Annotated in this window: 18 protein-coding genes; 14 read left to right on the forward strand and 4 right to left on the reverse strand. The window is 55.7% G+C overall.

Annotation, left to right across the window (positions count from 1 at the left end; all coding sequences use genetic code 11):
* Positions 1–46 precede the first annotated feature (46 nt).
* From rplU to proB, 4 genes are all read left to right on the forward strand, one after another.
* Positions 47–358: a 50S ribosomal protein L21 gene (rplU, locus tag BM205_RS13425; RefSeq protein ID WP_038493216.1), complete on the forward strand. Its 312-nt coding sequence runs from the start codon at positions 47–49 to the stop codon at positions 356–358.
* Between the two features lie 38 nt (positions 359–396).
* Complete coding sequence (gene rpmA / locus BM205_RS13430; RefSeq protein WP_092415232.1) at positions 397–654, forward strand: 50S ribosomal protein L27; 258 nt, start codon at positions 397–399, stop codon at positions 652–654.
* A 292-nt stretch (positions 655–946) separates the two neighbouring features.
* Positions 947–2,056 carry a GTPase ObgE gene (obgE, locus tag BM205_RS13435; RefSeq protein ID WP_092355437.1) on the forward strand — a complete coding sequence of 370 codons (1,110 nt, stop codon included), beginning with the start codon at positions 947–949 and terminating at the stop codon, positions 2,054–2,056.
* Between the two features lie 138 nt (positions 2,057–2,194).
* The gene (gene proB, locus BM205_RS13440) at positions 2,195–3,313 is read left to right on the forward strand and encodes a glutamate 5-kinase (protein ID WP_092415234.1); all 1,119 of its coding nucleotides are present in this window, start codon (positions 2,195–2,197) and stop codon (positions 3,311–3,313) included.
* A 110-nt stretch (positions 3,314–3,423) separates the two neighbouring features.
* On the opposite strand, the gene BM205_RS13445 is transcribed toward proB, so the two are convergent.
* Both BM205_RS13445 and BM205_RS13450 read right to left on the reverse strand, forming a co-directional pair.
* A complete protein-coding gene (locus BM205_RS13445; RefSeq protein ID WP_092415236.1) occupies positions 3,424–4,032 on the reverse strand; it encodes a CNP1-like family protein in 609 nt (202 codons plus the stop codon).
* Between the two features lie 8 nt (positions 4,033–4,040).
* Complete coding sequence (locus BM205_RS13450; RefSeq protein ID WP_092415238.1) at positions 4,041–4,622, reverse strand: RNA pyrophosphohydrolase; 582 nt, start codon at positions 4,620–4,622, stop codon at positions 4,041–4,043.
* Between the two features lie 273 nt (positions 4,623–4,895).
* Between BM205_RS13450 and BM205_RS13455 the strand changes: the two genes are divergently transcribed.
* The 5 genes from BM205_RS13455 to BM205_RS13475 all read left to right on the forward strand — a co-directional run bounded on the left by BM205_RS13455 (position 4,896) and on the right by BM205_RS13475 (position 11,338).
* Entirely contained in the window at positions 4,896–6,635 is a 1,740-nt protein-coding gene (locus tag BM205_RS13455; RefSeq protein ID WP_092415240.1) for a proline--tRNA ligase, read from the forward strand.
* A gap of 169 nt (positions 6,636–6,804) precedes the next feature.
* Positions 6,805–7,389 carry a lytic transglycosylase domain-containing protein gene (locus BM205_RS13460; protein ID WP_254783892.1) on the forward strand — a complete coding sequence of 195 codons (585 nt, stop codon included), beginning with the start codon at positions 6,805–6,807 and terminating at the stop codon, positions 7,387–7,389.
* 239 nt (positions 7,390–7,628) lie between these two features.
* Positions 7,629–9,077 carry an alkaline phosphatase gene (locus tag BM205_RS13465; RefSeq protein ID WP_092415244.1) on the forward strand — a complete coding sequence of 483 codons (1,449 nt, stop codon included), beginning with the start codon at positions 7,629–7,631 and terminating at the stop codon, positions 9,075–9,077.
* Between the two features lie 66 nt (positions 9,078–9,143).
* Positions 9,144–10,580: an alkaline phosphatase gene (locus tag BM205_RS13470; RefSeq protein ID WP_092415246.1), complete on the forward strand. Its 1,437-nt coding sequence runs from the start codon at positions 9,144–9,146 to the stop codon at positions 10,578–10,580.
* An 86-nt stretch (positions 10,581–10,666) separates the two neighbouring features.
* Complete coding sequence (locus BM205_RS13475; protein WP_092415248.1) at positions 10,667–11,338, forward strand: hypothetical protein; 672 nt, start codon at positions 10,667–10,669, stop codon at positions 11,336–11,338.
* A gap of 102 nt (positions 11,339–11,440) precedes the next feature.
* On the opposite strand, the gene BM205_RS13480 is transcribed toward BM205_RS13475, so the two are convergent.
* Positions 11,441–11,809, reverse strand: coding sequence for an SWIB/MDM2 domain-containing protein (locus BM205_RS13480; RefSeq protein WP_092415250.1), 369 nt, complete (start codon positions 11,807–11,809; stop codon positions 11,441–11,443).
* A 357-nt stretch (positions 11,810–12,166) separates the two neighbouring features.
* Positions 12,167–13,534: a signal recognition particle protein gene (gene ffh / locus BM205_RS13485; protein ID WP_092415252.1), complete on the reverse strand. Its 1,368-nt coding sequence runs from the start codon at positions 13,532–13,534 to the stop codon at positions 12,167–12,169.
* Positions 13,535–13,850: 316 nt separating this feature from the next.
* Between ffh and BM205_RS13490 the strand changes: the two genes are divergently transcribed.
* From BM205_RS13490 to ampD, 5 genes are all read left to right on the forward strand, one after another.
* A complete protein-coding gene (locus BM205_RS13490; protein WP_092415254.1) occupies positions 13,851–14,660 on the forward strand; it encodes a cytochrome C assembly family protein in 810 nt (269 codons plus the stop codon).
* The gene (locus tag BM205_RS13495) at positions 14,657–14,932 is read left to right on the forward strand and encodes a PP0621 family protein (protein ID WP_092415256.1); all 276 of its coding nucleotides are present in this window, start codon (positions 14,657–14,659) and stop codon (positions 14,930–14,932) included. The genes BM205_RS13490 and BM205_RS13495 overlap by 4 nt, the downstream gene beginning before the upstream one ends.
* Before the next feature lie 111 nt (positions 14,933–15,043).
* Positions 15,044–16,798, forward strand: coding sequence for a sensor histidine kinase (locus tag BM205_RS13500; RefSeq protein WP_092415258.1), 1,755 nt, complete (start codon positions 15,044–15,046; stop codon positions 16,796–16,798).
* 24 nt (positions 16,799–16,822) lie between these two features.
* Positions 16,823–18,322 (forward strand): sigma-54-dependent transcriptional regulator, encoded by a 1,500-nt coding sequence (locus tag BM205_RS13505; RefSeq protein WP_092415260.1) that lies wholly within the window; start codon positions 16,823–16,825, stop codon positions 18,320–18,322.
* A gap of 30 nt (positions 18,323–18,352) precedes the next feature.
* Positions 18,353–18,991, forward strand: coding sequence for a 1,6-anhydro-N-acetylmuramyl-L-alanine amidase AmpD (ampD, locus tag BM205_RS13510; protein ID WP_092415262.1), 639 nt, complete (start codon positions 18,353–18,355; stop codon positions 18,989–18,991).
* The last annotated feature ends 362 nt before the right edge of the window (positions 18,992–19,353 follow it).

Raw genomic sequence — 19,353 nt, forward strand, 5'->3', positions numbered from 1 at the left:
AAAGAAAATTTTTTAATAGTCTTCAATCATTTCGATGAGGTTTCATATGTACGCGGTCATAAAAACCGGTGGCAAACAATATAAGATTGTTGCCGGCGAAAAACTCAAAATAGAACAGATACCTGCAGACATTGGCACCGAACTCACTATTGATCAAGTGCTCGCAGTTGGCGCTGGTGACACCATTAAGTTTGGTGCACCGTTGGTCGAAGGTGCTACGGTGTCGGTTAAGGTATTGGCGCAAGGTCGCCACGATAAAGTCAAGATCTTCAAAATGCGTCGTCGTAAGCATTATCAGAAGCATCAAGGCCATCGTCAAAATTACACCGAAATTCAAATCGTTTCGATCAACGCTTAATAGCGCGGATTGACTTAACTAGATACCAGGAGTTTTAAATGGCACATAAAAAAGGCGGCGGCACTACGCGCAACGGCCGTGACTCAGAGTCAAAGCGACTCGGCGTCAAGGTCTACGGTGGCCAAGCGATCAACGCTGGCGGCATCATTATTCGTCAACGCGGCACTAAGACGCATCCAGGCGAAAATGTTGGCATGGGCAAGGATCACACCCTGTTCGCACTGATCAACGGCAAAGTACAATTCGTAACCAAGGGCGCTGCCCAGCGTAACTACGTTACTGTCGTAGCAGCTTAAGTTTCTTTAAGTTCGACATAAGCAAGGCTTTCGAGCCTTGTTGCGAAAGGCTCTGCCGCTGGTAGAGCCTTTTTAGTTTCTGGTCATAAAACACTGAAACTGACACTGAAAACACTGCTCAGACAACTTGGAGCGCGCAGCGTGTCCACTCGCTTGCGGCAAGTTGCACTTGAAAATAATGGCATTATTGCAATGCCAGTTGCGGCCTGTGCTGCAACAATCACCAAAAATCGGTAAAGTTACCAGTGTCTTTCAATAAGAATTTAACCTCCAACCTCATTAGGACCTTCGAATGAAGTTTATAGATGAAGCAAAAATCGAAGTCATTGCCGGCGATGGCGGCAATGGGGTTGCGAGTTTTTGCCGTGAAAAATTCCGCCCGTTTGGCGGCCCTGACGGTGGCGATGGCGGCGTAGGCGGCAGTATCTGGGCCGTTGCCGACCGCAATATCAACACGCTGGTCGATTATCGTTTTTCCAAGATGCATCGCGCCGGTCGCGGCGAAAATGGCCGCGGCTCGGATTGCTACGGCAAGGGCGCCGACGATATCAAGCTGCGCATGCCGGTTGGCACACTGATCGTTGACGTCAATACCGGCGAAGCAATTGCCGATCTGACCGATCATGGACAGGAAGTATTGCTGGCCAAGGGCGGCGAGGGCGGCTGGGGCAATATCCACTTCAAGTCTTCGACTAACCGTGCACCGCGTCAGAAAAGCGACGGCAAAGAAGGTGAACGCCGCGAATTGCGTCTGGAGCTGAAGGTATTGGCCGATGTCGGCCTGCTGGGGCAGCCGAACGCCGGTAAATCGACTTTCATCACGGCAGTGTCCAATGCCCGTCCGAAAATCGCCGATTACCCGTTCACCACGCTGCATCCGAATCTCGGAGTAGTGCGCGTCAGCCACGAAAAAAGCTTCGTGATCGCCGATATCCCGGGCCTGATCGAGGGCGCGGCAGAAGGCGCCGGACTGGGTATCCAGTTCCTGAAACATTTGCAGCGTACCGGTTTATTGTTGCACATCGTCGATCTGGCGCCATTCGAAGACACGGTCGATCCGGTCAAGGAAGCCAAGGCGATCGTCAAGGAACTGAAGAAATACGATCAGTCGCTGTTCGACAAGCCGCGCTGGCTGGTGCTCAACAAGATCGACGTGATCCCGGAAGGCGAGCGCGTCAAGCGCGTCAAGGACTTCATCAAGCGCTTCGGCTGGAAGGGCCCGGTATTTGAAATTTCCGCGCTGAACCGCGATGGCTGTCCTGAGCTGGTAACCGAAATCTACGGCTACCTGGCCGAGAAGCGCCAGCAGGAAACGCGCTCGGAAGAGAAGCACATGGTGGTGGAAGCCCAAGCCATCCTGTCGATCGATCCGGACGATCCGCGTTTCAAGATCCTGGATTAAACTGGAAGTTGGCGGCCGTTGTCGATGGGGGGAATAAAGACCTGCTTCGATCGCGGCCTATTTTTTTGCCCGCTGTTTCCCCATCGTTTGCCAATCGAATTGCGCCAACGAAGGTGAGCGGCCGCTATAGATAAAAATATGAATTCCGTCATTCAAAAAGCCAAGCGCATCATCATCAAAGTCGGATCCTCCCTGGTAACCAATGACGGTAAGGGCCTGGATGCCGGCGCCATTGCCAAATGGGCGACCCAGATCGCCGAGTTGCGGGCAATGGGCAAGGAAGTTGTTTTGGTCAGTTCCGGTGCGGTGGCGGAAGGCATGCAACGGCTCGGTTTCGACAAGCGGCCGACCAGCATCGACGAATTGCAGGCTTGTGCCGCAGTTGGCCAGATGGGCCTGGCGCAGATCTACGAAACCAGCTTCCGTGCACACAATATACGTACCGCGCAGGTATTGCTGACGCACGCCGACCTGGCCGATCGCGAACGCTACCTGAATGCCCGCTCGACGTTATTCACCCTGTTGCGCTTTGGCGTGGTGGCGATCATCAACGAGAACGATACCGTGGTCACCGATGAAATCAAGTTCGGCGACAACGATACCCTGGGCGCGCTGGTTGCCAATCTGATCGAAGGCGACGCCTTGATCATCCTGACCGATCAACGGGGTCTGTATACCGCCGATCCGCGCAAAGACCCGAATGCCGAGTTTGTGCATGAGGCGAAAGCCGGCGATCCTGCGCTGGAAGTGATGGCGGGCGACGCCGGCACCAGCATCGGCCGCGGCGGCATGATTACCAAGATTCTGGCGGCCAAGCGGGCCGCGACTTCGGGCGCCCACACCGTGATTGCCTGGGGCCGTGAAGATGCGGTACTGACGCGACTTGCCGGTGGCGAGGCGATCGGCACGCAATTGACCGCGCAAACTGCGCAACTCACCGCACGCAAGCAGTGGATGGCGGATCATTTGAAAACCGCAGGCAAGGTAATACTGGATGCCGGCGCCGTGCAAAAATTGCGCAACGAAGGAAAATCCCTGTTGCCGATCGGCGTGACCGCAGTGTCCGGAGAATTTGGCCGCGGCGATGTCATTACCTGTACCGACGTCGATGGCCATGCGATCGCGCGCGGCATCAGCAACTACACCAGCTCCGAAGCGCGCCGCATCATGCGCCATCCTTCATCGGAAATCCAGGCGATCCTTGGTTTCGTCGAAGAGTCGGAACTGATTCATCGGGATAATATGGTTTTGCTTTGAGCAACATAAGCAACATAAGCAGCAAACGAGACTGACCGCAGTCTCAGGCAATAAAAAACGGCTCCGCAGATTGCAGGAGCCGTTTTTGTTTGGGGCGTAGGGATTCTCGATCAGCTACCTGGTTTGATCGGGCGATTGCTGCGCAGCCTGCTACGGATATCTTCAACTTTGCCGGCCACCGTACCATCCTGGCAAAGATAGTTTTTGGCCAATTCAGCATGTTGCCGGTTTCCGGACACTTCGCTGATCCGCTTCCAGTCGCTTATGCGTGAACGCGACCAGCTGCCATCCTTCTGGCCAAATGCATACAGCTTGCTTTCAGCAGTCTGGCAGCGAATTCCCTCGTAGCTGATATTTTCTGCTCCGCCCTGGCTCTTGCTGACCAAGGTATAGCGGACTACGCCATCACTGCCGACGGATATCGAATTGATATCGACGAAGAATTTCATCGATGCAGTCGGCCCGACATCAAGCGGCGCCAGATTGGCCGTCTGCGGGGTCGGCGGGATTTGCGCCTTGACTTCCTGCCATGATTTCCCGTCGTCGTCGTCCTCGTCGGGCAAGCCGGAATTCGATTGCGGAGCCGCACTTGGGTAGAACGGATCGGTAGCGGCATGCACTTGTGCGGCGGTACCAGGCAACAGCAGGCTGGCGGCCAGTAGCAGCAGTTGCGGGATCTTCTTTGCAGCGGGAATGCGGAAAGCAAAATCAAAAGCCATGGAAACGCTCACTTCTTTTCGGGTTCGGCACAGGCCGGGGGGGATTCAGTCGATGTCGATGCGCGCGGCCCGTGGCCGGTGCGTAAATGACGGGCGTGATGCGGGGTATTCTGCAAGGGGCGTGTCAGGAAACGTGATAGTTCTTGCAAGGCCCGCTGGTATACATCCCGCTTGAATTCGATCACGACGTCCAGCGGAACCCAGTAATCATGCCAGCGCCAGGCGTCGAATTCAGGATGCTCGGTCAGGCGCAGGTTGACATCGCAGTCGCGTCCCACCATGCGCAGCAGAAACCAGATCTGTTTCTGGCCGCGATAATGCCCACGTACGTCACGCTTGATAAAATGATCAGGTACCTCGTAACGCAACCAGTCGCGCGTGCGGCCGATGATCTTGACGTGTTCCGCCTTCAGCCCGATTTCTTCCTCGAGTTCGCGAAACATTGCCTGCTCCGGGGTTTCACCGTATTTGATACCGCCTTGTGGAAATTGCCACGAATGTTCACGCACGCGCTTGCCCCACCAGACTTCATTCTGGGTATTGAGCAAGATAATGCCGACGTTCGGGCGAAAGCCTTCACGGTCAAGCATGTTGTTACCTCAAAACTTTCTGCGGCCGGGCGGATCTACTGCTTCTTCTGCTAGATTCCTTGCTTGCCGTCATCATTGCGGAACAGAGCCATAAAGCCGCCATGGCTATGCAAAGAGCTCTGTCCTCACCCGACTAGGCGCGCAATTTGTCCTGACCTGTAGCAACAATGGCCAGAACATTAATCAATTGTGCAAAGAGTAGGCGCATCAGCCAGCTAATCCTTTAAAATTGAGTTGATTATAACCCTCTCTTTTTAAAAAGAATTCATCGTTATGCGCGCCTCCCGTTTTTTTATCTCCACGCTCAAAGAAGCTCCATCCGACGCTGAAATCGTTAGCCACAAACTGATGATGCGCGCCGGCATGATCAAACGCATCAGTTCCGGCATTTATACCTACATGCCGATGGGCTTGCGCGTAATCCGCAAGGTCGAAAACATCGTGCGCGAGGAGATGAACCGTTCCGGAGCGGTCGAGTTGCTGATGCCGGTGGTACAGCCGGCCGAGTTGTGGCAAGAAACCGGGCGTTGGCAAAAATATGGCGCTGAACTGATGCGCGTCAAAGATCGCCACGGTCGTGACTTCATCATCCAGCCGACTTCGGAAGAAGTGATTACTGACATCGCCCGCACCGAATTGCGCTCCTATCGCAAGCTGCCGGTGAATTTTTACCATATCCAGACCAAATTCCGCGATGAGCGCCGGCCGCGTTTCGGCTTGATGCGCGGGCGTGAATTCACGATGAAAGACGCCTATTCTTTCGATCGCGACCTGGACGGCCTGAAGCAGTCTTACAAGATCATGTATGACGCTTACACACGCATTTTCAACCGTTTCGGCTTGCAGTTCCGTGCTGTGGCTGCCGACAACGGCGCCATCGGCGGCACCGGTTCGCACGAATTCCACGTTATCGCGGCTACCGGCGAAGATGCCATCGTGTACTGTCCTGAGTCGGATTACGCCGCCAATATGGAGGCGGCCGAATCCTTGCCCTTGAACCCGACCCGGCCTGCGCCGGCACAAGCGCTGACCAAGACGGCGACACCGGGCAAGGCTAAATGCGAAGCGGTAGCAGAATTGCTGGAAATACCTTTGACGCACACCATCAAATCGATCGTGTTGACTGTTGAAAAAGACGCAACCGATAAAGAACCGGCAAGCAAGGTCGTCTGGCTGCTGATGCTGCGTGGCGACCATGAGCTGAACGAAATCAAGGTCAACAAGATCCCTGGCCTGGCCGGTTATCGTTTCGCCACGGAACAGGAAATCGTCGAATATTTCGGCACGCCGCCAGGTTATCTGGGACCGGTCAATACCAAAAAGCCGGTTACCGTGGTGGCTGACGTTACCGTCGCCAACATGCATGACTTTGTCAGCGGCGCCAACGAAGTGGATTTCCATTTCACCGGCGTCAACTGGGGCCGCGACTTGCCGGAACCGATGGTGTTCGACATCCGCAACGTGGTCGAGGGCGATCCATCGCCGGACGGCAAAGGTGCGTTGGCCATCCTGCGCGGGATCGAAGTCGGCCATGTATTCCAGCTGGGAACCGCCTATTCGGAATCGATGAAGGCGACTTTCCTGGATGAGAACGGCAAGCCGCAGCTGTTGCAGATGGGGTGCTACGGGATCGGTATTACGCGTATCCTGGGCGCTGCAATTGAACAGAATTTCGACGACAAGGGCATCATCTGGCCGACAGCTATCGCGCCGTTCGAAGTGGTCTTGTGCCCGATGGGTTATGACCGTAGCGAAGCGGTAAAAGAAGAGACCGACAAGTTGTATGAAACACTGTTGGCGGCTGGCGTCGACGTGATCCTGGACGACCGCGGCGAACGCCCGGGCGCAATGTTTGCCGACTGGGAGCTGATTGGCGTGCCGCATCGCGTGGTGATCGGCGATCGTGGTCTCAAGGACGGTCAGCTGGAATACCAGGGACGACGCGATACCGAGGCCACAACTGTACCGCTGGCAGAGGTGGCTGACTTCATCAAGACTCGTCTAGTTTCCTAAAAACAACAAAATAACGGCGCATCGGGCTTTTGCGCCGTTTTCTTTGCGCTTTCTTTGCGCACCTTTGTATACTCATCCCAAAATAAAAGTGCATTTTGGGGAGTGTCGATTGCGTTGGTCTCGTTGGCTTGGCTTGTTGCCGATATTGCTGCCTTTATTATTTGGCAGCATGGCGCATGCCGGCAATCAAAAAGAAGAAGAGCTGGCGGATTCAGTACGCCTGGCTTTGTCGCGCGCAATCAATGACGCCCGTCCGCCTAAACCCAAATTTTCCGACATCGACCAGCGCATCCAGTATTTGTATTGGCTGGGCGAAATGTCGGAGCGCCTGAAGAAGAAACTGCCGGATACGCAAATGCGCATCGAGTTCCTGGAAACCGCCTGGTATGAAGCCAAGCGCGCCGGTCTCGATCCGGGCATGGTGCTGGGCCTGATCCAGGTCGAGTCGGCATTCCGGAAATACGCGCTATCCAGCGTCAGCGCCCATGGCTACATGCAAGTCATGCCGTTCTGGACCCGCGTCATCGGCGACGCCGACCGTAGCAAATTATTCAACATGCAGACCAATCTGCGATACGGCTGTTCGATCCTGCGGATGTACATCGATATGGAAAAGGGCAACCTGTATCTCGCGCTCGGCCGCTACAACGGCAGCCGCGGACGTCCTGAATATCCCAATGCGGTATTGGCCGCGTGGAAGCGCTGGGAATATAAGGACGACCTGCCAATCCATACAGTTTCCGCCCACCGGTAACTCTCCCCGCGGCCGACGCCTGTCCCGGGCGTCGTCGGCTCCCTCTATAAGAAGCAATCCGTTCATTGGCCCAGTTGTACTCGGGCCAATCATTCATCGTTTCCCTTCCGGTTTCGGCCGCAGATCTGCGTTCTTCGTCATCAGCATGTTCGTCATCAACATGTAATAACTTTTGGTTACAGTTGTTACACATTATTACAAATATCTGCATATTTCTGATTGATAACACGGAGCGATGAATGAAATTACGTATTTTGATTGCCGCCGCCATCGGATCGGTGGCGTTGGCGGGTTGCAGCGGTTCTGGCAGCAGCTCACTGGTTGAGACACCGATCGAGAAACCTGAAGTCAAGGTTCCCGGCAAGAACGTCATCTTCTTCCTGGGCGACGGCATGGGCATCACCACGATGACCGCTGCCCGCATCTACAAGGTCGGCGAAGAGGGCGACCTGACCATCGATACATTGCCGGAAAGCGGTTTCGTCACCACTTATTCCAACGATGCCCAGGTAACTGACAGCGCGCCGTCGATGGCGGCCTACATGACCGGAGTCAAGGCGAATAACGAAGTGATCTCCATGTCGGCCAATACCAGCGCCCGCGACGCCAGCGGTAAAGGATATGTCAACGGCGCCGACAGCACCTGCCCGAGCGGCAATGGCACGCCGGCCGACACTTTGCTGGAAATCATGAAGGCCAAGGGATACAGCACCGGCGTCGTGACCACCACCCGGATTACGCACGCAACTCCGGCTGCGACGTATTCACATATCTGCCACCGTGACGGCGAAAACAATATTGCCGCGCAGCTGACGCCCAAGGGCGCCGGTTTCAACAGCAAGCTGAGCGATGGCGTCGATGTCATTTTCGGCGGCGGCCGTCGTCATTTCCTGCCGAAGACCGATGCCGACAGCAAGCGTAGCGATAGCCGTGACCTGCTGGCGGAATTCAAGGCTGCCGGTTATACCTATGCCAGCAATTTTACGGAGTTCGATAAAATCGGCGCCGCAACACCGAAAGTGGTTGGCCTGTTCAACAAAGATCACATGACTTACGACCTGGATCGCGATGCAGCCAAGGAACCAAGCTTGGCGCAGATGACAAGCAAATCGATCGACCTGTTGAACAGCAAGAAGACCGGTTTCTTCCTGATGGTCGAAGGCGGTCGTATCGATCATGCATTGCACGCCACCAATGCGCGTCGCGCACTGCAGGAAACCGTTGCTTTCGACGATGCGATCAAGGTTGCGCTCGACAAGATGGAGCAAGTCGATCCGGGTTTGAAAAATACGCTGGTAGTGGTTACCGCCGACCACGATCATTCGATCCTGCTGAACGGCTACGCCAAGCGTACCGGCAAAACCACCAGCAGCGAGCCGGGCGTTCTTGGCCTGGTAAAGAACGTCCTCACCGGCCAGCCCGAGCGCGACATCAACAACAATCCTTACACCGTGATCGGCTTCGGCAATGGGCCTAACCATCTGGCCACACGCGGTGCGCTGTCCGACATGCAAGTGGCTGACAAAGACTATATGCAAGAGTCGGTGGTTCCGACCGAAGCCGGCGGTGAAACGCATGGCGGCACCAATGTCTTTATCGGTGCACAGGGTATGGGTGCGCAAAATATTCGCGGCGTCCTGGACAACACTGAAGTGTTCGGCCTGGTGAAAAAAGCGGTAGGCCTCTGAAATGGCCCACGACCCACTGCCTACCGCCCGTGAAACGAATTTGTCGAATATATGCAAAGGTCAGACATGAAAATAATCAAACCAGTTAGCAAGCAGCTGCAACGTCGAATCTATCAATGCGCCACGCTGTGCGCGTTATCGCCGCTGTCTCTATTATTCACCGCGAATGTCATGGCAGCCGACACTGCAACTGCGAAAAATGTCATCTTCTTCCTGGGGGATGGCATGGGTCCGGTAACGGTTACCGCGGCACGCATCTACGGTCATGGCGAAGCTGGCCGCCTGACGATGGAAACCTTGACGCGTACCGCGCGCATCAAGACTTTCTCGCTGGACGGTCAAACCACCGACAGCGCGCCGTCGATGGCGGCGTACATGACCGGCGTCAAAATGAAGAACGATGTGATTTCAATGTCTTCCGATACCAATGCCTTCGATGCCACCGGTAAGCCGTATCAAACCAAGGCGGACTCCACCTGCGTCGCCGGTAACGGCCAGGCGGTACAGACTTTGCTGGAATTGTCGAAGGGGGCCGGCAAGGCGGTCGGTGCGGTCAGCACCACACGCATCAGCCACGCTACGCCAGCCGCGACCTACGCCCATGTGTGCAATCGCGATGCGTACAACACCATCACGGAACAGGCGACACCGGGCGCACCGCGTTATAACACGGCGTTGAAGGATGGCATCGACGTCTTGCTGGGCGGTGGCTTGCGGCATTTCCTGCCGAAAAGTAATCCGGCCAGCCAGCGCAATGACGAGCTTGATGCACTGAGCATGTTCAAGGCGGCCGGCTATACCTATGTCGCTTCGGGCACTGAACTGAAGAGCGTCAATCCGGCCAATGTCAGCAAATTGCTCGGTTTGTTTACCGCCAGCGACATGGATTATGAACTGGATCGGGTCAAGAAAAACCTGAACCAGCCGAGTCTGGCGGAGATGACGGAAAAAGCTATCGGCGTACTCAAGAAGAATCCGAAAGGTTATTTCCTGATGGTCGAAGGCGGCCGCATCGACCATGCCTTGCACGGGACCAACGCCAAGCGAGCGCTGGAAGATACGCTAGCTTTCGATGCGGCCATCAAGAAGGCGCTGGAACTGGTCGACTTGAAAGATACCTTGATCGTGGTCACTGCCGACCATGACCATGCGATCGGCTTCAATGGCTATCCGAAACGCGGCAATCCGATTCTGGGCAAGGTCGCCAACTATTACGATGGCAAGCTGGCGCTGGCGGCCGATGGCAAGCCTTACACCACGCTGGTGTTCGGTAACGGCAGCGCGCCGCGTCGTCCGGATGCAGCGGATTTGACCAATGTCGATACAGAAGCTGACGATTACCTGCAGCAGGTTGGCGTCCGCTTTGCCGGTTCGCCCGGTTCGGAGACGCATGGCGGCGGTGACGTGATGCTGTTCTCGGCAGGCGCCGGCAGCGACAGTTTCAAAGGCACATTTGAAAACATCAAGGTGTTTGGCAAAGTTAAAAATGCGCTTGGCCTGTAATAATTTTCTTCAATAGTATTACCGCCGCCATCGCAGCGATGGCGGCAATTTTTTTCGGTGGAAAAATGTTTTTTTTAAAGAGTCGAATGAATGGCATAAAAATGTTGATGACAGTGGTGCTGTTGTCGCCGATGTTGCTTACGCAGGCTGCGGTCAATCCTCCTGACCAGAACCTGCTGGTCCAACATTATTCGATGGTGTCGGGACGCGATGGCGTCAAGCGCGAAACGACATTCACCGAGCGCGTGTACCGTCGCAACGACCAGGTCTGGACCGAGCGCGAGATTGGTGGCAGCGGAGTGGCAGACGAACACGATCACAGCGGACACAATCATCCCGATGCCGGCAGTTCGCCGATGTGGGTGCGGCGGCAAGCCGATGGTTCGCTGGATGCGCGTTTGATCGAGCGTCATCAACGTCGCACCATCAAGGTTGACTCTCAGTATTACGGCAATATCGGTTTCAACGGTAACTGGGGCAGCACGTTCTATTTGAGCGATCCGCAAAGTTTGAAAAACATGCGTGCGGTTGGTCCGGTCAAAGACGGTGTCCAGCTTTATGAGAGCAAGCGTGGTGAGTTGACGGTGCGGGTCGGTTGGGATGTCAAAGGCCAGTATCCGCGCCGGGTGGAGTCGTTCGATGCGCACGGATCGGCACGTCGCCAGACTTCGGTCCGCGTGATTGCCGCGCCGCCGGTCCTGCCGTGGAAGACGCTGGCAGGCTATGCAGAAATCGACTATTCGGATTTACTAGATTGATGCCGGAATCTGCAGAAACAAAAACGCCCGCGTGATGCGGGCGTTTTTGTTTGGCACTCAGGGCGACGCGTTGAACAATGTCCAGCAGCCAGGCCCTAAGCTTTATTTCAAGTGATCGGAAATGAGTTTAGTCATTTCAAACATCGACACTTCTTTTTTGCCGCCAAAGACAGCTTTCAATTTTTCATCTGCAAGGATGTTGCGCTTGTTGGCTGGATTTTGCAGATTGTGCTTCTTGATGTATTCCCAAACCTTCTTGGTAACTTCCGTGCGTGGCAGCGGAGTCGCGCCGACAACCGCAGCCAGGATAGCCGATGGTGTCAGTGGTTTCATGAACGCTGCATTCGGCTTGCGCGCTACAGTACCGGTTGCAGTTACTTTTTTAGGAGCTGCCTTTGGCGCCGATTTAGTCGGTGCTTTTGCTGGTGCTGCAGCTTTCTTTGCCGCTGGTTTTTTTGCTGCTGTGGCCATCTTTGAGCCTCCTTCAGGGATAGTGAAAAAATGCGTCAAGCACGCATCGCTAATAGTGTTGCGCTTTTCCTGGCGATGCAAGCGTTTTTTACGGGTTTGTGCGGGATTTGATACGGATGCGGAACCACCGGCCACGCCGGGAGAAACACCGGTTGGCGGGCTTATGCGGCCGGTTTTTGCTGATTTTCAGTATTCTTTGCAGCATTCGGGGCGGTAACAAATGCCCGCAGCCACCGGTTAGCAGCTGCGCAGAGTCGGCCCAATTTTGCGAAAAGCCTTGCAAGTCAATGACTTGCAAGGCTTTTGAAGGCGAAGTGACCGTACTTTGAGCGTGCTGGGACAGTACCGATACAGGGTCTAGCGCATGCCAGGCATCATGCCTTTCATGCCGCGCATCATTTTCATCATGCCGCCGCCCTTGAGTTTTTTCATCATCGACTGCATCTGGTCGAATTGCGACAGCATGCGATTGACTTCCTGGACCTGCACACCGGCGCCGGTGGCGATGCGGCGTTTGCGCGAAGCCTTGATCAGTTCAGGCTTGGCCCGTTCCTGGGCGGTCATCGAGTTGATGATGCCTTCCATCCGGCGTACCTGTTTTTCTGCCTGGTCCATATTGGCGCCGCCTGCCGCCTGCTGGAATTGCGCCGGCAATTTGTCCATCAGGTTGGACAAGCCGCCCATTTTCTTCATTTGGCCGAGCTGCGCCTTGAAATCGTTCAGGTCGAATTTGCCGCCGCCCTTGATTTTATGCGCCAGGTCCTTGGCTGCGGCAACATCGACGCCTTTCTGGGCTTCTTCGACCAGCGCCAGGATATCGCCCATGCCGAGGATTCGGTTGGCCATGCGGGTTGGATCGAAAGCTTCCAATCCATCCAGTTTTTCGGCAGTGCCGGCAAACTTGATCGGCTTGCCGGTGATGTGCCTTACCGACAGCGCCGCGCCGCCGCGGGCATCGCCGTCCAGTTTGGTCAGCACGATACCGGTCAGCGGCAGGGCATCGTTGAAGGCCTTGGCGGTGTTGATCGCATCCTGGCCGAGCATGGCGTCGACCACGAACAGCGTTTCGATCGGATTGACGGCAGCATGGATAGCGGTGATTTCCTTCATCATCGCTTCATCGATACCCAGCCGGCCGGCAGTGTCGATGATCAGCACGTCGTGATAATGGCGTTTGGCGTAGTCCAGCGCGGCCAGTGCGATATCGACTGGCTTGTCGGTCGTGGCGGTCGGGAAGAAGTCGGCGCCGACCTGTGCAGTTACGGTCTGCAACTGTCCGATTGCGGCCGGGCGATAAACGTCGGCGGAGACAGTCAGTACTTTTTTCTTCTTTTGCTCGCGCAGATATTTGGCGAGTTTACCGACGGTGGTGGTTTTACCCGCACCTTGCAGACCAGCCATCAGGATGATCGCCGGCGGCTGCGTGGCGAAACTAAGTTGCGACGCCTCGGGACCGAGATCGGCGCCCATCAATGAGGCCAGCTCGCGTTGCACCACGCCGACCAGGGCCTGGCCTGGTGTCAGCGATGCAATCACTTCCTCGCCTAATGCTTTTTGCTTGACGTTGGCGATGAACTCGCGCACAGCGGGCAGGGCGACGTCGGCTTCGAGCAAGGCCAGACGTACTTCGCGCAGCATTTCAGCGGTGTTGGTTTCGGTAAGGCGCGCTTCGCCGCGCATGGTTTTTACTACTTTGGCGAGGCGTTGGGTAAGATTGTCGAGCATGGGTAACAGCGTTTCCAGAAGAGGTGCAATTGGTCAAAGTGAACCAGTTTTTGCTTAATCCCGCGCAACTAATAGGCTAATAGGCCAATTTTTAAGGCAACGCGTATTAAAGCTGACACGGTAAAGAGTGTAAATAGCCATTTTACCCGATGCGGGCTGAGGCCGACCCTGGAATAAGAGCCGACATCTCAGGATTGATGAATGTGATGTTGAAATTGCAAGAAATAAAGACCGCGGTCGTGGCAAGCCATGGCAAGCTGGATAGTCACCCTGTTTGAGCACGCCGCGCAGACGCCACATGTTGTAAACTTACGCGATGCAAACATATCTTTTCGTTCTGGTGGCGCTGCTATATATAGGCTGCACCTTTTTGCCGTCGAGCCGACGCCAGACTATTTCCATTGTCGTTGCGGCAGCATGGCTACTGCATGGCGCCGTGCTGTGGGCTGACGTCGTCGGGCCGCAAGAGTTGCGGGTCGGATTTTCGATGATGCTGTCGGCGACCTTATGGGTTTCGGTAGCCGCCTATTGGCTGGAAAATCGCAACTACACTTTGGACGGCCTGCGGGTCCTGGTGTTGCCGATGGCGGCACTGGCAGCGATCCTGCCGGCGGTCTTTCCGGGAAACATGGTGCCGCTGGGGGGGAAGTCGCCGGTGTTCTTGTGGCATATCGTCATTTCCATCCTGGCCTATAGCACCCTGACCATCGCCGCCTTCCATGCGGTATTGATGGTGTTGCAGGAATCGCGTTTGCACACCCGCCCGGGCGGGGCTAAAACCGGCTGGTTCGGCGCTGCGCTGGATCGTCTGCCGGCCCTGCTGACCATGGAAAAATTGTTGTTTCGCCTGATCGCTTTCGGTTTCTTCCTGTTGACGCTGACGGTGTTGTCGGGCGTGGTGTTTTCTGAAGAGTTGTTTAACCAGGCCTTCAAATGGGATCACAAGACCATCTTCACCATGCTGTCATGGGCCTTGTTCGGCCTGCTGCTGGCTGGCCGCAAATGGCAGGGCTGGCGCGGCCGCACCGCGCTCAGTTTTACCTTGACCGGATTTGCCATTTTGTTACTGGCGTATGTAGGAAGCCGTTTCGTGCTTGAAGTTGTGTTGCATCGGGTATTGGTATGAAACTGATTATTCTAATTGTCATCGTGCTGGCCGTAATTGTGTGGCTACAGCGTCTCAAGAAAAATCTTGAGCGACATCGTTCCGGTCGTGCCGCTTCTGGTGGATCGGCTTTTCCCAACGGTGCGGATTCCACTGCGGCCACCTCCGTGCAGGCCGAAGCCATGGTAGCCTGCGCCCATTGCGGCATGCATTTCCCGGCATCGGAAGCGCTTGCCGATGCCTCCGGCACGGTTTTCTGCAGTGCGGAGCATCGCCGCCTGCATTCGTCCTAGATCCTGTCCCACTTTGAGCCGTTACAACTATTGTGGCCCTGGGCCGAGGCCGGCGCTTGAGGGCATTGCGCCGGCGAATTCAAGATGCATCGTGAGACAGGACATATACGTATGAGGAGCCCCAGCCCGAGTCACACCGCCACCGTCACTTCGCTGGACGATAAGCCGGACACCTTCTGGCGCACGCTGCAAACCTTCAATGTGACGCGTATCGTGGTTGCGATGGTCATGCTGGCCTATCTCAGCACCCAGAGCAAAAGCGAATCCTGGTTTTCGCAGCTATTCACGAATCCGCAAACCTGCAGCGTCTACCTGCTGTGCGCCGGCATCTTCACTGCGGTCACCGCATATCATCATCGCCATTACATGGCGCAGATCGTGGTGCCGATCACGGTAGACATGATCGCGGTGTCGATGTTGTATATAGGTGCCGGCGGCGCCAAGGGCGGCCTGGCGATCCTGTATCTGTTTCCTCTGGCTGGCGCAGCGATCCTGGCGCCGCTGCTGTTGGCGCTGTTGTTTGTTTCAATAGCGACCATCGTACTGCTCGGGGAAAGCGGTTACCAGATTCTGCAGTCGGCGCCGGACGCCTCCACCTTGCAAGCTGGCTTGTATGGCGGCGCCTTCTTTTTTGCGGTGCTGGTTATTAACCGTCTGGCCAACAAACTAATCAAGCAAGAGGAGCTGGCGACCCAGCGCGGCAGGGATTTGCGGGTGCAAATGGACATTAACCGCATTGCGATCAAGGACATGGGTGATGGTCTGCTGGTGGTCGACCCGGTTGGCACTTTGATTATGGCAAATCCGGCGGCCGAGCGCATGCTGGGTTTGTCCCTGTCTGATGAGGACCAGCAGCACAAGTTGAGCGATTATGCGGTGCTGGCACCCATCACCGATGCCTTGTTTGCCTGGGAGTCACATGTAAGCGACCTGCCACGCACGGTTTCTCCGAGCGTGGGAGAGGCGGTTTTCGTCACCATCAAACATACCGACGATCTTGGCCAGGGCCAGGAGGCGGCTATCGGCTGGAGCGGGCGGCGCGAGCTGGCGGCGCATTTGAAAGTGCGCTTTGCTGCCGTCAGGATGCGCGAACTGAGTGAGTACCGGGCAGTCATTTTTTTGCAGGATGTCAGCGAAATTGAAAACCAGGCCCAACAACTGAAACTGGCTGCCATGGGTCGCCTGACCGCCAGTATCGCGCATGAGGTACGTAATCCGCTGGCGTCGATTTCGTATGCTGCGACCTTGCTGGCGGAAGACGCCACCGAGTCGGCCGAGATGCGCCTGCTGACGATTATCGACGACAATGTGGCACGCCTGAATCGCATGATTGAGGATATCCTGAAGCTGTCGCGCAAGGCGCAGCGGCAGCTTGAACCGATTCTGCTGGCGCCCTTGTTGCACGATATCGTCAGGGATTTCAGGCAAACCCATGCAGTGGCGCCGGCTGCGATTGCCTTACAGATCGATGCTGCAGATCTGCAGAGTGTCTGGTTTGATCCGCTGCATCTGCGTGAAGTAGTGACAAATCTGTTATCGAACGCGGTGCGTTACGCCAGTGCCCGGCCGGGCGCAATGCGCTTGCACGTCATGTCCAGCGTGGCGGAGCGCCTGGAATTGCATGTGCAGGACGATGGCGAACCGATTTCTCCGGCGGTCCGGGCGCACCTGTTCGAGCCGTTCTATACGACCTCCAGCAAAGGTACCGGATTAGGCTTGTTTTTAGCGCGCGAGTTGTGTTTGAATAACGGCGCACTGCTCGATTATGAATACCGGCATGATGTTCAAGGACAGAATTCCAGCCACGTGAGTGGTCGTTTTGTTATTGCGTTTGCTGCCCATGACCCGGTGTCTCTTGCCGATTAGATTTGACTGAAAAAGACGAATGCCATGACTTCACCCCGTATTCTGGTTGTTGATGACGAAGCGCACCTGCGCGAACTGCTGGAAATAGCATTGGTAAAAATGGGGCTGGATGTCGATAGCGCAGAAAATTTGTCTGTGGCGCGCAGCCATTTGGCGCAAAACGACTATGCCTTGATCCTGACCGATATGCGTCTGCCGGATGGACTGGGGATCGAACTGGTGCGCGAAGTCACCACTGGCGAAAAGGTCATACCGATTGCCGTGATTACCGCCTACGGCAGTGCCGACAATGCCGTCATGGCGTTAAAGGCAGGTGCTTTCGATTATTTGTCGAAACCGGTGGCGCTCGATCAGTTGCGCTTGATGGTGCAATCGGCGTTGCGTGTCGGTAAGCCGGTCGAAAACCAGCGCCCGGCAGCGGATGCCAAACTACGCTCCGGCGCTGCGTTACGCCTGATCGGCCAATCTGCCGCCATGCAAGAGTTGCGTACGCAGATCGTGCGTCTGGCGCGCAGCATGGCGCCGGTGGCGATTACCGGCGAATCCGGCAGCGGCAAGGAATTGGCGGCACGGGATATCCATGCACTCAGTCCGCGCGCCGACAAACCCTTTGTCGCCGTCAATTGCGGCGCAATCCCGGAAGCTTTGATGGAAGCCGAGTTCTTCGGCTACCGTAAAGGCGCATTTACCGGTGCCGCCGATGACCGCGACGGATTCTTTCAAGCCGCGAATGGCGGTACCTTGCTATTGGATGAGGTCGCCGATTTGCCGCTGGCGATGCAAGTAAAGCTGTTGCGCGCGATCCAGGAGCGCCGGGTGCGCAAGGTTGGCGCCACGGTGGAGGAGGCGGTGGACGTCCGTCTGGTCAGCGCTACTCATCAGAATCTGGCCGAGTGCGTCGAATCAGGTAGATTTCGCCAGGATTTGTACTATCGTTTGAATGTCATTGAATTAAAACTGCCACCGTTGCGAGAGCGGCTGGATGACATCGGCCTGCTGGTCGCGGCGATCTTGGGACGCTTGTCGGCGTTTACCCCGCAGGCGGAGCAGGTGACGCTGGCGCCGGCGGCTTTGTCCGCGCTACGTGCTTATGCGTTTCCGGGAAATGTGCGCGAACTGGAGAATATCCTGGAGCGCGCGTTGGCGTTTGCCAACGACGGCGTGATCGAGGTGGCGGATCTGGGTTTGAAGCCGGGCAACCAAGGGCGGTCCGCAGAAGTAGCAGAGGCACTGGAGCCTGGCGATCATTACTATGAAGCCGGGATGGCTGGTAGCGCCATGGCGATGAACCTGGAGCCGCTTGTGACTGGTGCGGCTGGCGTGGCTGCCATTGCAACGCAATTCAACGGCGCCGAACTGCCGCCTTCGCTGCCGGATTATCTTGACGACATCGAACGCGACGTGATTCGGCAAGCACTGACGCGTACGCATTTCAATCGCACCAAGGCAGCCGATTTGCTGGGCATCAGCTTTCGCCAGTTGCGCTACCGGATGCAGCGTTTGTCGATCCATGAGCAGGATTAAGATTTCATTCAGAACCAGGGCCAGGTAACAATGACGGAGCAGACATCGCTTCCCCCAAGTTTTTCAATCGGTGCAGACGGCTGGTGCCGTCCCGAGGAAGTGGTGCGGCAGTCGTCGCCCAACTGCGATGCGCGGCCAGATGGTTGCGTGGCGGATTTGCTGGTGATTCATAACATCAGCCTGCCGCCTGGCCAGTTTGGCGGCCATTATATTGCCGACCTGTTCGGCAATCGCCTGGATTATGACGCCCATCCTTATTTCGAGCAGTTGCGCCCGCTCAGGGTTTCCTCCCATTTCCTGATACTGCGCGACGGCGGCGTGGTCCAGTTCGTCTCGGCCAATGATCGTGCCTGGCATGCGGGCGTATCTTGTTTCGAAGGCCGCGAGCGCTGCAACGATTTTTCAATCGGGATCGAGCTGGAGGGCACCGATTTCGAACAGTTTCCAGCATTGCAATATCGAGCACTTGCGGCATTGACCCATGCCTTGCAGTTGCGTTACCCTCTCGCCGCGGTGGCTGGGCATGAACATATCGCACCCGGCAGAAAGACCGATCCAGGTCCGTTTTTTGACTGGACCCAATACCAGCAAGCCTTAGCCGGGCATATGCAGCAGACCTCCGGCAAACCGTCTTTGCACTTTCCAGCCATAGACAAAAAAGTCAATTGAATAGTCTCTTTTTGCATATAAAAAAGATCCCACTTTTGGATTGCATCGGCGCGCCCTAGGTACTACAATTAGTAAAAATCAAATCCAGAAACCTATATGTAGTGTTTTTCGTATCTCGTCCGTGGCTTGTTTTGCATGGTCTGTCCACCGTGTGGTGTTTTGTTTTTGTACTCATATCAGTATAAATGCAGGTGTCGGACAGGCTGCTAAGCGGCCTCTGGGTTTGTTGTAGTTCTACCGTATTTCTATTACGTATTTCTATTATTTAACAACGCTGTTTTTTCTCTTTTTTATCTGAATTCGGGCATCTGTCATGAGCGCCTGCCGATTAGTAGTCGATGAAGCAGTCGATCAAGCAGTGA

It is taken from the genome of Collimonas sp. OK307 (genome assembly GCF_900113705.1).
Classification (GTDB): domain Bacteria; phylum Pseudomonadota; class Gammaproteobacteria; order Burkholderiales; family Burkholderiaceae_D; genus Collimonas.

What these genes read in the sequence shown, in the direction of transcription:
- rplU (WP_038493216.1), top strand. Translation starts at nt 47, where the DNA reads ATGTACGCGGTCATAAAAACCGGTGGCAAACAATATAAGATTGTTGCC.
- rpmA (WP_092415232.1), top strand. Translation starts at nt 397, where the DNA reads ATGGCACATAAAAAAGGCGGCGGCACTACGCGCAACGGCCGTGACTCA.
- obgE (WP_092355437.1), top strand. Translation starts at nt 947, where the DNA reads ATGAAGTTTATAGATGAAGCAAAAATCGAAGTCATTGCCGGCGATGGC.
- proB (WP_092415234.1), top strand. Translation starts at nt 2,195, where the DNA reads ATGAATTCCGTCATTCAAAAAGCCAAGCGCATCATCATCAAAGTCGGA.
- BM205_RS13445 (WP_092415236.1), bottom strand. Translation starts at nt 4,032, where the DNA reads ATGGCTTTTGATTTTGCTTTCCGCATTCCCGCTGCAAAGAAGATCCCG.
- BM205_RS13450 (WP_092415238.1), bottom strand. Translation starts at nt 4,622, where the DNA reads ATGCTTGACCGTGAAGGCTTTCGCCCGAACGTCGGCATTATCTTGCTC.
- BM205_RS13455 (WP_092415240.1), top strand. Translation starts at nt 4,896, where the DNA reads ATGCGCGCCTCCCGTTTTTTTATCTCCACGCTCAAAGAAGCTCCATCC.
- BM205_RS13460 (WP_254783892.1), top strand. Translation starts at nt 6,805, where the DNA reads ATGGCGCATGCCGGCAATCAAAAAGAAGAAGAGCTGGCGGATTCAGTA.
- BM205_RS13465 (WP_092415244.1), top strand. Translation starts at nt 7,629, where the DNA reads ATGAAATTACGTATTTTGATTGCCGCCGCCATCGGATCGGTGGCGTTG.
- BM205_RS13470 (WP_092415246.1), top strand. Translation starts at nt 9,144, where the DNA reads ATGAAAATAATCAAACCAGTTAGCAAGCAGCTGCAACGTCGAATCTAT.
- BM205_RS13475 (WP_092415248.1), top strand. Translation starts at nt 10,667, where the DNA reads ATGAATGGCATAAAAATGTTGATGACAGTGGTGCTGTTGTCGCCGATG.
- BM205_RS13480 (WP_092415250.1), bottom strand. Translation starts at nt 11,809, where the DNA reads ATGGCCACAGCAGCAAAAAAACCAGCGGCAAAGAAAGCTGCAGCACCA.
- ffh (WP_092415252.1), bottom strand. Translation starts at nt 13,534, where the DNA reads ATGCTCGACAATCTTACCCAACGCCTCGCCAAAGTAGTAAAAACCATG.
- BM205_RS13490 (WP_092415254.1), top strand. Translation starts at nt 13,851, where the DNA reads ATGCAAACATATCTTTTCGTTCTGGTGGCGCTGCTATATATAGGCTGC.
- BM205_RS13495 (WP_092415256.1), top strand. Translation starts at nt 14,657, where the DNA reads ATGAAACTGATTATTCTAATTGTCATCGTGCTGGCCGTAATTGTGTGG.
- BM205_RS13500 (WP_092415258.1), top strand. Translation starts at nt 15,044, where the DNA reads ATGAGGAGCCCCAGCCCGAGTCACACCGCCACCGTCACTTCGCTGGAC.
- BM205_RS13505 (WP_092415260.1), top strand. Translation starts at nt 16,823, where the DNA reads ATGACTTCACCCCGTATTCTGGTTGTTGATGACGAAGCGCACCTGCGC.
- ampD (WP_092415262.1), top strand. Translation starts at nt 18,353, where the DNA reads ATGACGGAGCAGACATCGCTTCCCCCAAGTTTTTCAATCGGTGCAGAC.